Origin of the sequence: Paenibacillus phocaeensis (assembly GCF_900021165.1) — a bacterium.
Taxonomy (GTDB): Bacteria; Bacillota; Bacilli; order Paenibacillales; family Paenibacillaceae; genus Fontibacillus; species Fontibacillus phocaensis.
Window position 1 is genome coordinate 164,634 of sequence record NZ_FCOQ01000034.1, and the last position, 15,523, is coordinate 180,156.

At 54.5% G+C, this 15,523-nt stretch carries 7 protein-coding genes; all 7 read right to left on the reverse strand.

Annotated features, from left to right (window positions below):
* Complete coding sequence (locus BN3795_RS22720; protein WP_068786955.1) at window positions 1-6,999, reverse strand: RHS repeat-associated core domain-containing protein; 6,999 nt, start codon at window positions 6,997-6,999, stop codon at window positions 1-3.
* A gap of 36 nt (window positions 7,000-7,035) precedes the next feature.
* Window positions 7,036-9,117, reverse strand: coding sequence for an S-layer homology domain-containing protein (locus BN3795_RS22725; RefSeq protein WP_068786956.1), 2,082 nt, complete (start codon window positions 9,115-9,117; stop codon window positions 7,036-7,038).
* Between the two features lie 616 nt (window positions 9,118-9,733).
* Window positions 9,734-10,744 (reverse strand): glycoside hydrolase family 130 protein, encoded by a 1,011-nt coding sequence (locus tag BN3795_RS22730; protein WP_068786957.1) that lies wholly within the window; start codon window positions 10,742-10,744, stop codon window positions 9,734-9,736.
* Between the two features lie 143 nt (window positions 10,745-10,887).
* A complete protein-coding gene (locus BN3795_RS22735; protein ID WP_068786958.1) occupies window positions 10,888-11,838 on the reverse strand; it encodes an MTP-1 family protein in 951 nt (316 codons plus the stop codon).
* A 34-nt stretch (window positions 11,839-11,872) separates the two neighbouring features.
* Complete coding sequence (locus BN3795_RS22740) at window positions 11,873-13,432, reverse strand: extracellular solute-binding protein (RefSeq protein WP_068786959.1); 1,560 nt, start codon at window positions 13,430-13,432, stop codon at window positions 11,873-11,875.
* Window positions 13,433-13,506: 74 nt separating this feature from the next.
* Window positions 13,507-14,379: a carbohydrate ABC transporter permease gene (locus BN3795_RS22745; RefSeq protein ID WP_068786960.1), complete on the reverse strand. Its 873-nt coding sequence runs from the start codon at window positions 14,377-14,379 to the stop codon at window positions 13,507-13,509.
* A 52-nt stretch (window positions 14,380-14,431) separates the two neighbouring features.
* The gene (locus BN3795_RS22750) at window positions 14,432-15,367 is read right to left on the reverse strand and encodes an ABC transporter permease (protein WP_068787038.1); all 936 of its coding nucleotides are present in this window, start codon (window positions 15,365-15,367) and stop codon (window positions 14,432-14,434) included.
* Window positions 15,368-15,523 lie beyond the last annotated feature (156 nt).

Below are 15,523 nucleotides of genomic sequence, written 5' to 3' on the forward strand. Positions count from 1 at the left end.
CTACTTTGTTAGATCCATTTTCCAATCAGCTTTGTTTAAATCCGCCACTTGTATTACTTTGCCTGTCCCATTATCAACTGCTACATAATGAACATCATCAACATAGTATAGTGTAACATCATTTCCTGTGTATGGATTCTTCGATGTTCCTGTCTTTACTGGGTTGTTTCTCGCATCAGCAATAGAATCATTCGTCCACCCACGATCAGCTACTTGGTTTTTATACGCGGGTTTACTGAATTTATCGCTGAATGTGATATCTTTACCAGTTAGTTTAGCAGCAACATTCCCCGCACCCTTAACCCCATAGGACGTACCATAAATTCCGAGAGCGATTGAATCGATTTTAAAAAAGGTACTTGATAATTCAAAACTCATTTGATCTAACTGCCCTACCGTCAGCTTAGATAAATCTTGACCATCCTTTCGTAGTAAATATAACTTGGCGACGAGATAGGAACTATGACTTAAAGATGCTTCATCTAGTCGATCAAACGCTTTTGAACCGTTATACCACAATGATTGATATTGTTGCGCCTCATACAAAAGCTCGGTATGTTTCTCAAAATAAAAATTAGGAAGCTGTTGCCTTAATTCGCCTAATGTAAGTTCTGTTATACTTTTATTTCTAATTGGAGCTTGAAACCTTCCGTCAGTCCCAGCTCCCTCATATTGCTTGTACCCACTAGGATCAGTATATCTCAATGGGTTATTACTTACATACGTATACAAATTCAAGCTCTGCGGATTCGTAATTTCCCCTTCATACGTATCCTGACTCACAAACCGCCCGATTTCAGAGTCAAAATATCTCGCCCGCGCGTAAGAAAGACCGCTCGCGGCATCATAGCCGAGCCCCGTGTAGCCGAACAGGTTGTCCGGTCCCGGATAGTTCAAATCGAACTTCTCCGGTTCTCTCGGTGTGCCGAACTCGTCGTAATGATAGCGAAGCGCTACCTCTCCACTTCGGTTCAGCAAGGCTAGCGGGCTGCCCAGCATGTCGTTCAGATAGTACAAAGTTTCAGGCGCCGTGTTCGGTGCGGCTCCACTTGCCCCAGGAGTTGGCTCCCAGTCGGTGTTGCTGTCCGCACTCGGCAGATAGCTCATGCTGAGCCGTTCCCCGGCTGCTCCGTAAACGTAAGATTGCTCCCATTTCGTGCCGCTGGCATCTGTCGCATACAAAGGCTCCGGCCATGGACGGGTCAAGTCGTAGGTGAAATAGACTTCGCTCTGCTGCTTCTTGAATTGCGGTTCCCAGCCGCCACGCGATCCTGCCGGATGGCCGGATGGATAACGGTCTTGCCGGCTTCCGCTTCCGACGGATTCGCCCATATATACCCGGTTGTTGTCCCCGTCATACCGGTATACCGACTGGTCGCCCGCCGGGTTGATGTGACCAATCAGACGGTTTGCCGCATCCCATGTGTACGTCTCCAGCACGCCAGGTCCTGCAAGCGCCGCAGCCGTCACCGGGTCAAAAGCATCCGGTCCGTAGACTTGGTCCGTTACGCCGGACTGATCCGGTTCCAAGGGAGCCGGATCCATTTCAGTCGAGGCGGCCTGTGTTGCGTCCATCTGAGACGGGTCGTTGAGGGTTGGATCCAACAACTTCGGATAAGCGTCCGCCAATGGATTTACGGTATCCGGCACATCCGGTTTTCCCGTGATCTCCGGGAGCAGCGGGTCCGTGTCACCATTACCATAAACATCCTGCTGCACACTCTTGGGGGCGATGCGCATCATCGCCGCGGCGCGGTCGACGCCCTCTACCTGCAGCAGGTTGCCGCGTAAGTCATACGTGTAGTCTTTGAAGTCGGTCCCTTTTTCCCAGCGGGTCAGTTTGTTGGCCAGATCGTACGTATAACTCTCCACTTGCGGCACGCCCTGAACGGTCTGCGTCTTCTTAAGACGGTTGCCTGCCGCGTCATAGGTGTAGGAGACGGTCGAACCGTTCCTATTCTGAACTTCGATTAACCGGTTCAAAGCATCGTACGTGTAATCCTCAATGTCCGCCGGCTTTGGCTCATCCAGCGGCCGGTCTTCATCATTGCCTTGCTCCTGCCGTTCCTTGCGGGTGATGTTGCCTGCCGGATCGTACACATATTTCAGTTGCTCCAGCAGTTGCCCTCCGGCGTTGCGGTGCTCGATCCCGACCAATTGGCCGATTGGATCGTATTGATAGCTGCTCGTCTCCCCGCCCGGCAAGATCCGGCTGGTGACTTGGCCGTTTAAGTTATAGCCATAGCCGGTCTTCCGGCCTTGGCCGTCCGTAACCTGGGTGATCTGGCCCGCCTTGTCATAGTCATAGACCACGGAGGTGTTGTCCGGGTAAATGATTCGGCTGCGCTGGCCTGTTGTCGTCCACTCATAGCGGACGTTGCGGCCGCGCGGGTCGATCATTTCCGTCAGACGGCCCAACGCATCGTAGTTATACCGGGTCTGGCCTGTAGCGTCATCCATCGTCAAACGGCGATTGGCAAGGTCATAGCCGAATGTGACTTGCTGACCGTCCCCGTACCGGATTTCGGTTAACCGGTTCCGACGGTCATACTCGTACTGTGTTGTCGTATGGTCGGGAGCGATGACCGATTTTACGCTGCCGTTGCCGTCATAAGTCATGGACGTAGCTTCCTGCAGCGGGTTCACCGTGCTTTCCACCAATCCGCGTTTATTGTAACTGTAGCTTGTAACCGCGCCCAGCGGGTTCGTCTTGGTCAGCAGGTTGCCCAGCGCATCGTAAGTATAGGACGATGTGCCGCCTGCCGCGTCGGTAACTTCGGTCAGCCGCCCCAACGCATCATAGCTGAATTTCGTCGTTTGTCCCTTGGCATCCGTCAGTTCCGCCACTTGTCCGAGCGCGTTGTACGTATATTTGGTTTCATACCCCAGCGCATTGCGGATCAAGGTCGTACGGTCAAGCGCGTCATATTCGTAGGACGTAGCGTTTCCTTCGGCGTCCGTGTACGAGGTTAACCGCCCGCGGCCGTCTCGTACGGCGGAGGTTGCACGGGACAAAGGATCGACCGTGCCGCTTTCCAACCCGCGCTCATCATATTGGGTCGTCCAGGTACTGCCGTCCGGCAGCGTGGTCTCCACCCGATTCCCGGCGGCGTCATACGCATATTGGGTGATGTAACCCAAAGCATCCGTCTTCTCGATCATTCGGCCGGCCACGTCATAGTTGTACCAAGTGCTGTTGCCAAGCGCATCGGTTTCTTTGATAAGCCTTCCTGCCGCATCGTATTTATACTGTTTTACCGCTCCAAGTTCATCCTTGATCGTTAAAACCTGGCCCAGCGGATTATACGTGTACTCCGTCGTATTGCCTTCGGCATCCGTGATGGCGGCCACATTGCCATTGCCGTCATACGTGTAGGCAGTGCTGTTGCCGTCGGCATCCGTCATTTTGGCGACCCGGCCCATGCCGTCGTATTCATAACGGTTGACACCGCCGTTCCCGTCGCTCTCCTCCACGACATTTCCGGTCGCATCGTACACGTTTTCGCTAAGATGACCGAGCGGGTTGGTTACCGACGCCATTCGGTATACCTCATAGCCGTAAGACGTTTCCGAACCGGCCTCATCCTTGTAAGTCAAAAGATTGCCATTGTCATCATACGTCCATTCCGCCCGTTGCTGCAACGCGTCCTTGCTGGACTGGAGCCGATCCTTAGCGTCATAAGTGATTTCCTCAATCGTTCCTTCACTATCCCGGGTTAACGTAACGCGGTGAAGCTCGTCTCGCTCGATCTCCAAAACATACCCGGACGGATCCGTCACCGATTCCACAAATCCGGCCGCGTCAAGCGTATACCGGGTTGTTTTCCCGCGCTTGTCCGTCACTTGCGTCGGCACGCCGCGCGCGTCTCTTGCGATCTCCACACGATTACCGAGCGCATCCTCTTCAGCGGTCATATTCCCTGACGCATCATAGGTATACTTCACGGCTTGGCCGAGCGGATCCACAACCTCCTCCGGCAGGTTCAGATCATTATACCGGATCACCGTAGACTGCCGGTTTCCGTCGGCGACCAGCACCTTGTTGCCCCGGGCATCGTAGTTTGCCGTGGTTTTATAGCCGTTGCCGTCGGTGACAGCGGCCAGACGGTGACCCGCGTCATACTCATACTGCCAGTTGGAACCGTCCGGCAGCCGCAAATCGGACAGCAAAAACCGGTCTCCCCAGACGTAAGTCGTCGCATGGCCGAGCGCATCCGTACGCTTCGTTTCGCCGACCGTCAGGAGCGCGGCCGAAACGCCGGCAGACGTGGCAGTCGCTGTACTTGCAGTTGCAGCCTTCGCACGACTCATCCCGTCCGCTGTGACCATAGGCGGCGTTTCAGGATATGTCAAAATCGTCTTGCCGCTCCCGACGCCGACGCGAACTTTCGGCGTCTGGTTCGGCACCATATCGCCGCCGATGGCGAACACCCCGCCCGCGACGACGGACATTTGATTGTTGACATGGACATTGTCGCGGACGAACAAATCGCCGCCCGGGATGTTCAGATCGGCAAGCTGGTTGTTGGAGACAATTCCGCCCAGCGTCATCTCCTTGGCGATGTTCATGATGACTTTCGTATTGATCGACAGGTCGCCCCGGACGATCACGGTCTGCGCGTCCACCGTCAACTGGCCGCTGTTATACGTCAAAACTCCCGCATACAGCGTATCGTCGACTTTTACCGCCGAATCATTGTTCAAGTGAATCGTACCGTTCGCCCAAATGTTTCCGTAAGCCCCGCCCACTTGATAAGCGTTCAGCTTCAGCTTGGTATTGGCGTTAAGCCCCTGCTTCAAAATCAGCGTACCGTAAATGGTGACGGTGATGTCCTGATTCGTGTTGATTCCGTCCGCGATCAAAATCACCGGCTTGCTCGAGCTGCCGAAAGTCACGCTTTCTTCCACATTCAACTGCCCTGCCCGGACGATCACCGGACCGCTTCCCCCGCTTGCGGCGGAAATTTTCTTCTTCACGGCGTCGATGTCCCCTGCGGTTCCCGAGCCCGCCGCCGCTTCAAACGCATCCGCCTTGTTCTGTATGCCTGCCGCCAAACCATCCAGGTAGCTCGTAATGGCAGGCTTCAAACCCTCTACGATTTTATAAGGAGGCGCATTGCGCAAATTATGCATCGTTCCCGACAAAATCACGATGTCCGATTCGGGAATATCCCGCCCGTTGTTCGGGTTGATCGACACCGGACCGGTCGGCTGCTGCGGCTCCTCCGCTTCACGCACCACCGGAGCGACTTTCCCGCTGTATTCCGCCGTCTCCGTTGCGCCATAGAAATCGGTAAGGCTCGTCACCCGTTGATACGGGTCATACGTCACGCTCATGACCGCCGTTTGAGCGGGATCCGTTACCGACACCACATGATGGTTCCCATCATAGCCGAACTTCGTCACCGAACCGTCCACATCGGTAAAAGAAACCAGATCCCCGGCGCCGTCATACCCGTATGCCAGCTTCCGGCCCGTAGGATCGGTGACCGATTCCAGTTGGCCGCTTCCGTTATAGCTTAAAGTGAAGGACGCTCCGTCCGTCGTTACGCTTTGCAATAGCTCATTTTGATACGTTAGTGCAATCTCATTGCCGTTCAAATCCCGAATGGAAGCCAGCCGTCCGTTACCGTCAAACTGGTAGCTGAGGCCCTGCGGCGTCTTGAGGACATGTCCGCTTCCGCTTTGCTCCAAAATCCAGTCCGTTCCCGCCGGAGTCAAATACTTGCCGCCCGCCAACGGAACAAATTCAAAGCGCGCTCCGTCCGGCTGCATCAGTTCTTGCTTCCCATCAATCGGCGTGAGGCGCCATTCATAGGAATGGTGCCAGCCCAAGCCGCTCGCCCCGGTGTACGGGTCACGGCTCAGATAAGATAAGCCGAAGCTCAGCGGCATGAGCGCCTGCAATTCAAGTACATCGGTGGAATAGGCGAAGTCCCCCCGCGCCGGCTCCACCATCCCGCTCCAGGACGGATTGACGATGCGCAGCCGCTTTTGGATCGCCTCGGCCGTAAACTGCGCCAAATCCGCTTGGGTGATTTGCCCGGCCGTTTGCGGATGAATCAGCAGGATCGACGAACCGGACACGTTGTCGTCCTCTTTAACGGTACCCAGCCCGTTCCAGGCCGCTATCTCCTGTACCTTGGCATGAACGGATGCCGAGGAATCCGCCTTATAGTAATAACCGGCCAGTGCCCGCCAGGTGACCGGGAAACCCGGCATCGTGTAGCGCAGCGCTTCCTTGATCTCGGAATAGCTGGAATCTTGTCCGCCCCGGTGGCTGCGGGCGGCGATTTGAAGCAGTTGACCGGCGGGCAGATTCACCGCCTTGCTCCACTGCCCCTGCCCATTCACCGTAATTCCGGCCTGGCTGTCCACCAGCTTGCCGCTCGCGTCGCGCATTTCCAGACTGACCGTGGATCCGGCTTCAGCCGTCCCCTTGACCACCGTAGATCCGGAAGCGCCCGCTTCCAGCATGATCGAAGCCGGCGGCTTCGGCCGGGTGCCGTTCACGATCTCGAAACTGCCGATCTGACCGTAATACACGCCGATTCCGTTATAGTCGGCCGGAGATACGGCGATATAGTATTTTCCTTCCGGCAGGGGGACGCCCCCGATTTTTCCGTCCCACTCCACTTCGTGCACGATATACTCGCCTTGCGCATTCTTGGTGCGGTATTTGCCGCTCGCAATTAACTGACCGAGTTTGGGCGGTCCTCCGTTGATGCCGGGCGTACACAAGTTAATGTTGACTTCATGCTCCGCCTTGCCGCTGTCCGCGGCGCTGAAACTGAAGCTGATGACGGTCTTTTCTCCCAGATCCGTGTTGATCTCGCTCGGCGAGATGCGCAGGTTGGTCGAGGCGCTCGCCGTTGGGATGTTCAAGCCGGGAACCCATGGAACCGAGGTCACCAGCATTACGAGGACCAGCATGCTCAACAGCACGGCTTTGGGCCGAACGGCGCGCCATGATTGGAATAAGTTCTTCATTACGTTCATTGACCTGTATCTCTCCATTCCCTAAAATCTATGAAATTACAATTGTCCGAACCGCTCAAGCAATCTATAGATGACCACGGCGGCCTCCGCTCTCGTGGTGGTGGCGCGGGCGTTTATGGCGTCGCCGCTGCCCTCCACGAGCCGCAACGATACCGCTTGCTCCACGAGCGGCAAGGCCCATGCGCTGATGCTCTCACGATCCTTAAACCGGTCCAGTCCTTGGCCTTGAGCCTGGCTTTCTCCAAGGCGGTCTTGGGCTGCACGAACCAGCATCGCCATCATTTGTTCCCGGCTGAGCGCGTCTTCCGGCCGGAACAGCCCTTGATCGCCTTCCACTATGCCTGCGGCGACGGCGGCTTCCACCCAGCCGTAGCTCCATTTGCCGGAAGCGACGTCCCGGAAAGTCGGCTGCGCCGGGGTGATCGGCGGGATGCCAAGCGCGCCGGCCAGCATCTTGCTGAACTGGGCGCGGGTCAACATGTCCTTAGGCGCATAAGTATCTGCGCCCGTACCGTCCACGATGCCGCGGGAGGCCAGCACTTCGACTTCCTTCACGGCCCAATGGCCGGCGTTCACGTCATTGAAGCTCACTTTCCGCAGAAGAACGGCATACGTACCGGACAGGCCGATCGGGGTACGGACGTAACGTCCATTGAGTTCGCCGGTACTCCCGCCAACATAAGTCCAATACCCGAGCGAATCATCGTACCGGTAAATGCCCAGCTTCTCGCGGTGGTTCGTCCAATAAGTCTCATCTTCATAAGCCAGGGTAAGCTGCGCTTTTTTGCCGAATTCGGCGGCGGCCTGAATGTTCCATACCGCTCCGGCCGCTTCCAGCGCGCGTCCTTTCTCGTCTTTCAACGGATAGCCCGCTTTGTCTTTGTCCATCTCGGACACCGTCACTTCCGTCTCTTTGGCAAAAGTCCCCGGGCCCACTTCCAGCTTGACCCGGCCATCCTTGAGACTGAACGTCCCGCCTTCGGCTCCCACGACGAATTTGGCGGAAGCTAGCGCGGCCTTATTTCCGTCGTTCTGCGCACCGGAGTGGGATCCGGTTGAACCCGAACCCGGTGATGATCCCCCGCCCGTCACCGGTCCGGTGTTATTTTTGCTTAAGTCCAGTGAACCCAGCGAACCATCCGTCCCCGTGTAGAAAAGGCGGTCGCCGCTCAAACCTATGTATGTTTTGCCGGATCCGGCTTCACCCAGCGGGTATACTTTGGCCGTTGCCAGGTCTACCCCCTTCAACACCGCCTGTCCGCCTTCGTTCATCATGAAGACCGCCTGCGTATCTCCCACCGACATAAAGGCATATTCTTCGGCCTTGGCGCTCATCCCTGTCAGATCCTGCGGATCGGACATCCGGTTCTGAAGGGAAACCATCCCATACTTGCTTTCGAGTTGACTGTTCTTTTGTTTAAAAAGCACGTACTCGCCGTTCGTCACAAACCAATCGACGTAATGGCCTCCTCCCAGACTGACCAGGGGACGCTTCACGCCGCTGCTCAGCTCAATCATGCTGAGTCCGCCGTCACGGGCATTTTGATACACGACCCGTCCTTGGGTCAGCACCGGATAGCGCCCTTCGCCGAGCGAGGCTTCAGCCCCGGTGGCGGTATCATGATAAATCATCCGGCCGTATTTCTGGTTATCCGCCCAAACGACGCCATTCCCGCTTACGGAAGGATGGGCATATTCCCCGGCCTTGTTGTTCAGTTTCCGTTCAACCCCCGTGGTCAGGTCGTAGCTGTAAATGTCCCAATTGGCGGACGACGGGTCTTGCTCCCCTTTATCCGCCCAAACGATCGTCGTCCCGTTGATATAAGGCACATCCTTCGCCGTATTCCGGGTGGTGAGCGCCTTGATCTCACCGGTCGATTCGTCGCGGGCGTAAATCTGCCTCTCTCCGTCCGCCGCCGTATTCAACCAGACGACGGTTCCCCCGGACACGCTGGAATCCGACCGGCTTACTGCACCCGGTGCGGTCAAACTTTCTCCCGCAGCTTTAGCCGGGGCCGCGGCAGATCCGCCGAAGCTTCCCGCGAGGCAAATCGCCGCCCAGAGCAACCCTGCTCTCTTCCAGCTTCGCGGTTTTTTTCTCTTGCCATGTTCACCCATTCCTTCGTAATACCTCCCATCTTCATGAGACAAAGATCCTATTTCTATATCTTATGTCTTATAAGTGTTATCGGAATGATATATTGGAAAGAAAAGGACAGTTATGTTAAATAGTAAATTATACCCATTCGAATGTTTGTCAAAATTACTCAAAACCTTGAAAACAACCGGTTCTCCAAGCAGATACCGGAAAGCATGGGCATCCGTTGTAACAGAAAATATATGAAAAAAACCTCACCGCATGTAGCGATGAGGCCCTACTCAATTGGATCTTCTTTAGTAGTTTCGGAAACGTCATGATCTTCACCAATAATCGGCTGATCTAGCCCTGTTTCGCAGACAGCGGAATATCGGCAACGAGAAAGCTCGCTCGCTATCCCAAATTCAGACTGCCGAAAAGAACAAGTGAAAAATGAATACGAAAAATCGAATAGAATATGCCGTTATCGGCGATTTCAGCGGAATATATATGAAATTTCATGCTGATTTGCTGCTCCGGAAGGGGAAGGCTTGAAATCTGTACGAAAAACCGAATAGAATTCGCACCTAGGCATCGTTAGCAACGAATTGTATTCGAAAAATCGAATAGAATATGCCGTTGCCCTCACCGTTGCCGTCACCCCTCCAAACAAAGCTTGATCAGATCGTCCACATGAGCGGTAGCCAAGCATTCCACCGTGTCGGCGGCACCGTAATAAATTTTCACTTCCCCGTCCTCCTCCAGCACCATGCCGCCGGGGAAAATAACGTCATTACGGAAGCCGCCGTCCGTTTCATAGGGTGCTTCCGGCGCAAGCAGCGGCGATGCGCTCATGCCGAGGATCTTCCTCGGGTTGTCGAGATCCAGCAGCATAATACCGGCCGTATACCGCTTCTTCCAGGACGGCTCCCAGCCGTTCTTCCCTCTGGCCGGATCGATGTCCACCGCATGGAACGTGGTGAGCCAGCCTTTGCTCGTCTTCACGGGAGGTGCGGCCGGCCCGATCTTGTCATTGGCGAACGGCACCTGCTCCACCGCAAGCAGCAGATCAGAGCGGCCCCAATAGATTAGATCCGGCGACTCCGAGATCCAGGTGTCGAACCGGTCGACTCCGCCGCGGCTGTAGACGGTGAACGGCCGTTCCAGCCGGACGAAGTTGCCGCCGATGCGCTCCGGGAACAGTACCATATTTCGTAAGTCCGGCGTCGACAAGCTCAAGATTTCGAAGGACTCCAAATCGTCCGTGACCGCGATGCCTCCCCGGATCCCGTGGCGCGTATCTACGGCGAAGCACATGTAGCAGCGGCCGTCGATAACCGTCAGACGCGGATCGTAAGCGCGTACGATCTCTTCGTCTTGCAGCTTGAAGATCGGCTTCGGCCCCGCCGTCCAGTGAATGCCGTCGTCGCTGAAGGCGATGCCGAGATCCGTCGTATGACTCGGCTCGATCGTCTGCTTCTCCAGCGAACCGTAGTCGTTGCGGAATACCATACAATACCGGCCGCCGAACTTGGCGACGCCCGCGTTGAAGACGAGCGCGGTAGGATACGGCACGCGAGCCGCGTCCAGTACGGGATTGGCCGGATGGCGGCGAATGATCGGGCTGGACGCCAGCGCTCCAATCATAGGCCTATTTGTGGTGTTCATCGATTAGCATCCTCCTAAAAGTGTTGTGCGCGTTGCTCCAGGCAGCAGCTTCGAGCCAAACTCGCCTCGGAAGCATAGGCTTAGTAGTCTTGGTGCGTCATCGTCATGATGCGAGGGTACGGTCATTACATTGCGATTCCCCTCTAAACCAGGCGTCCGTATCCTGCGAACGGATCGTCAATCGTGATGCGGCCTGCCTGACAATCGCCGATACCGCTGTAGAGATCGGCCTTGCCGTCCGGGCGCATCACAATGCCCGAAGAGAAGACGCAGTCGATCAATTGCGGCGCTTTGGCAGGTCCCGGCGGATAGCAGGAGCGGCTTCCGATCAGATGAAGGTTAGTGGATTCTCGGGTTGTCGGATCGAAGACGAAGGCCATGTTCAGATACACCTTCACTTCCCCTCCGCGCTCATCCCGATCCGGGTAGCAAATGTGGCCGATGATGCCGATTTTACCGCTGTCGAGCAGATAGGCCTGGTTCACGCCCCCCCACTCGCCTTCCCCGAAGATGCCGTGAATGTACGGGGCGTTCCCGATAACCTCCGCCGTCAACTCTTCCAGCTGGTCAATGATCGTAAAGCCGATCATGGATTCGCTCCCGAATTTGCCCCTCATCTCGGCGTTGCGCGGACGCGAGAAGACGCCAATCCTGCCGTCCGCCAACGGAACAAGGCGAATATCCTTCATTTTGTCGGGGCCGGTAGTGAAGTAGTACAAATCATGAAGATCGGTGCCCCGGAAGAAATAGCCGAAAAACGTGCTGTATTTTCCGCTCTGATATTGCACATGAGTTCCGCCCATGACAAGCTCGTCACCGATTTCGCTGATGTAAGGGTCTTCCAGCGTATAGATCATGCTGTCTTTCACCAACGTCCATTCGTCCTGTCCCGTTTCCTCGAACAGGCGAACCCAAGAGCGGGCCCATTCCTCGCGGCGCTCTACGCGCCCGAACAAATACCGCTTCCCGTCCCGTTTGAAAGGAATCGAAATATTGTAGACATCAAAACCGTTCACGCCGTGAAATTTCAGAGTTGCGCTTTCATAGATCGTTTTTGCCGCTTCAAATTCCATTCTTCGCTGTTTCAGGGTCAAGGTTCTCCACACCTTCCTTTGGGTTTCGATTCGCTTATTTCAGAGACGCCTGATATTCCTGGAATTGCTTCTTGTATTCCGCGACGACTTGATCCAAACCGGCTTTTTTCATTTTTTCGAGCGCGGCCGGGAAGGCTTTATCGTATTCCTGAACCCCCATATAGATCGGAGTGATACTGGCCGAAGCTTCCGATAAAATATTGGTGTATTCGGTTCTTACATTTGTCGGGTCAAAAGTAAAGTTCGCCGCGACACTGTTGATCGCATCCGGATTCGGCTCAAACAGGACCTGGTTGTTCTCGGGAATGCTGCTCTCCAAGTCAAAGCGCATGAAGTTGACGTTGCCGTTTTGCGAATCGGATCCTCTATACCCCGGATTGTTATTGTTATTCGGATCTTTGATCGGCTTAAAGCCCTTCTCGCCGTCCTTGGTGTAGTGCTTGCCCTCGATGCCGTATTGGACCAGATCATAGTTCTCCTGGCTTGCCAGCATCCAATCCATGAATTTGACGGCCGCTTCCGGATGCTTGCTGTTCACCGGAACGGCATTTCCGTTCTTGAAGGCAAGCGGACGCAGGTATTCTTTCTCCGGGTTAAACCAAACGACGCCGATATCTTCCACGGTAGCTTCCGGATTGTACTTCTTGAGTCCGTTAAGGCTTCCGCCGGTCCCGAGACGCACAAACCATTCCCCGCTGTCCAGTTGCGCATCCACCTGCTCCTGCTTCATGATCAGGATATCGGGATTGGTAATTCCCTTCGTGTACAGTTCGCGCATGAACGCCGCGTCTTTCTTGAACTCTTCGGTTTCAATCCAGGACTTGATCTCGCCGTTTTGATTCACATAGAAGAATTTGTCCTTCACGGTGAACGGGAAAGTGTCATATGACCGATGCAGGATAGAGGTATGCAGGGAAATCGGGTCGAAGTCCGCCCGGGTGCCCAGATAAGGCTTGTTGCTTCCCTTCCAATTCTTCATGACCACCTCCCAAGCGCTGATCAATTCTGCCGGTGTGGTCGGTTCTACGAGTTGATTCTCTCTGAGAATGTCGCGGCGAATATTGAACTCGCCTTCACTCGCCATTTCAACCCAATACGTTGGAACGACATAATAGCTGCCGTCGATTTTTGCGCCGTCGAAAATATCTTCCGGAATATACCTCTTCAAGTTGGGTCCATACTTATCGATCGCCTCCGTGATATCCGCCAACGCGCCGCGGCTGTAATAACTCGAGAACGGCGTGCGGTCCTGCATGACGTGAAACAGGTCGAAATCCTCGCCTGTAGACAGCATCAGGTTCAACTTCTGATCCCACGCATCCCATGGAATATAGACCTTTTCCACTTCTACGCCTACTCCGTCCGCAGCCAACTTCTCATTGACTTTCTGGAACACTTCCTTGTAGTCCTTCGGCTCCGTACCGGGAACCAAATATTTGATTTTGACCGTTTCGCCAGACTTGCCGCCATTCTCTGACTTCGACCCTGAAGACGAGCCTTCCTTCTCGGCCGATCCGGAACCCCCGCCGCAGCCCGCCAATACTGAAAGGGCAAGCACCGCGGCGAATACAAATGCGAAATACTTTCTCATCATCATTTTGACCTCCTTAAGTTAGAATGTGACCTCCTACAATGCTGCTGTATCTATGTTAACCCCGCAGGGGAGGATCAGCCTTTGACTGAACCGATAACCAGGCCTTTCACGAAGTATTTCTGCAAATACGGATAGAGGAATACAATCGGCCCGATCGTCACGATCGCCGTTGCCATCTTAACCGACTCCGAAGGAAGCGTCATTTCGCTTGTTCCGGCCAGCATTGTCATCTCGTTCAGCATGCTGATCTCCGACTGCAGTTGCAGGAGCATAAATTGCAGCGGGTACAATTCCTTGTTATCGATCAACATGATCGCATTCCACCAGTTGTTCCAGTAGTCCAGTCCGTAGAAGAGCGCGATCGTCGCCAGGACCGGCTTGCATAACGGAAGATAGATCCGGTAAGCGATCGTAATATCGTTGGCCCCGTCCAGGGTCGCCGACTCTCGCAGCGAATCCGGAACCCCATTCATGAAATTGCGCACCAGGAAGAGGTTGAACGGGCTGAACAGCAGTGACGGAATGATCAGAGCGAGGATGTTGTTGGTCAATCCTAGCGACCGATTCATCAGATACCAGGGCACAATCCCGGCGGAGAAAATCATGGTGATAAAGAAATAGAGCGCCAGCCAGTTGCGGTATTTCACATTTTTGTTCGCCAGCGTGTAGCCGGCCATGGCAGTAATCAGAATCGCCAGCGCCGTGCCGACGATCGTGACGAAGATGGAAATGCCGTAGCTCCGTATCACCTGAGAGCCGCCCGTAAAGATCAGCTTATAGGCATACAGGGAGAACTTCTCCGGAAAAAGGCTGTAGCCATTCTTCAAGAGGGCATCTTCATCCGTGATCGAGATCATCAGCACCAGCAGCATCGGCAGCAAGCACAGCGCCGAATAAATCGCAATCAAAGCATACATTATCGCCTTGCTGATCGAAAACGCCTTCATTTCTATTCCTCCTAAAGGTTTCCTGCGGTAAGCGGCAGCCTGAACCGAATGGTTAATACAACGCGCCGTCTTTGAAAAATTTCCGGGTAATGGTATTTGTGCCGAAGACGAGGATAAACCCGACGATGGACTGGAACAGGCCGACGGCCATCGCTTCCGAAGGGTTGCCGATCTGGCGCAAAGAGCGGAAGACGTACGTATCGATGATATCCGTAGTCGAATACAAAGTGCCGTTGTCGCCGATCAAGGCGTAGATCATCCCGAAGTCGCCGTACATGATTTTACCGACCGAGAGCAGCGTCAGGATGACCACCGTAGGCATCATCAGCGGAATCGTAATGCGCATGCACATCTGCCACCGATTGGCCCCGTCAATCCCGGCCGCTTCATATAACGTCTCATCAATCCCGGTAATCGTAGCCAAATAAATAACGGCGCTCATCCCGGCTCCCTTCCATACATGCATCACGGTAAGAATCGCCGGCCATGTCTGCGGTTCGGTATACCAGTTGACCGAAGCAACGCCGAACTGGTTCAGCATTTGATTCACAATCCCCATATCCATTGAAAAAAACGCGTACAGCACATAACTAATCACGATCCAGGATATGAAGTTCGGAAACAGCATCATCGATTGGCTGATCTTGACGAACAGCTTCTTGCGCAGCTCGTTCAGGATCAGGGAAATCGCCAGCGCGGTCAGCGTGCCGAAAACGATAAAGAGCAAATTCAGAAAGATCGTGTTAAAGGTGACCGTAAACGCCTTGTTCGACCGAAAGAAGAATTCAAAGTTCTCTAATCCAACCCATTCGCTACGGAAGATCCCCTTCGTATAATTGAACCGCTGGAAAGCAATGAGCATATACGGATACGTCAAATACCCGAAAATAAACACGTATGCCATTGCAGGCAGAACCAGCAAATAGGATGTACCGTTTCTGCGAATGTCGGACAGTATGCCAAACCCCCGTCGCCGTTTCTTTTCCAATTTTCGTTCCTCCCATTTGGTATGCTTCTGCTCGATATCTCCTCCGCCGCTTCCGCCGCTGTTCACCGGCAGCCGAAGCTATGTTTCCAGATTAGTCGGAGCTCCGGGCGGCGTCTATTTTAAAATCCGGAGAACCCTTCCACAATGCAGCACAGG

What these genes read in the sequence shown, in the direction of transcription:
- BN3795_RS22720 (WP_068786955.1), bottom strand. Translation starts at nt 6,999, where the DNA reads ATGAACGTAATGAAGAACTTATTCCAATCATGGCGCGCCGTTCGGCCC.
- BN3795_RS22725 (WP_068786956.1), bottom strand. Translation starts at nt 9,117, where the DNA reads ATGGGTGAACATGGCAAGAGAAAAAAACCGCGAAGCTGGAAGAGAGCA.
- BN3795_RS22730 (WP_068786957.1), bottom strand. Translation starts at nt 10,744, where the DNA reads ATGAACACCACAAATAGGCCTATGATTGGAGCGCTGGCGTCCAGCCCG.
- BN3795_RS22740 (WP_068786959.1), bottom strand. Translation starts at nt 13,432, where the DNA reads ATGATGAGAAAGTATTTCGCATTTGTATTCGCCGCGGTGCTTGCCCTT.
- BN3795_RS22745 (WP_068786960.1), bottom strand. Translation starts at nt 14,379, where the DNA reads ATGAAGGCGTTTTCGATCAGCAAGGCGATAATGTATGCTTTGATTGCG.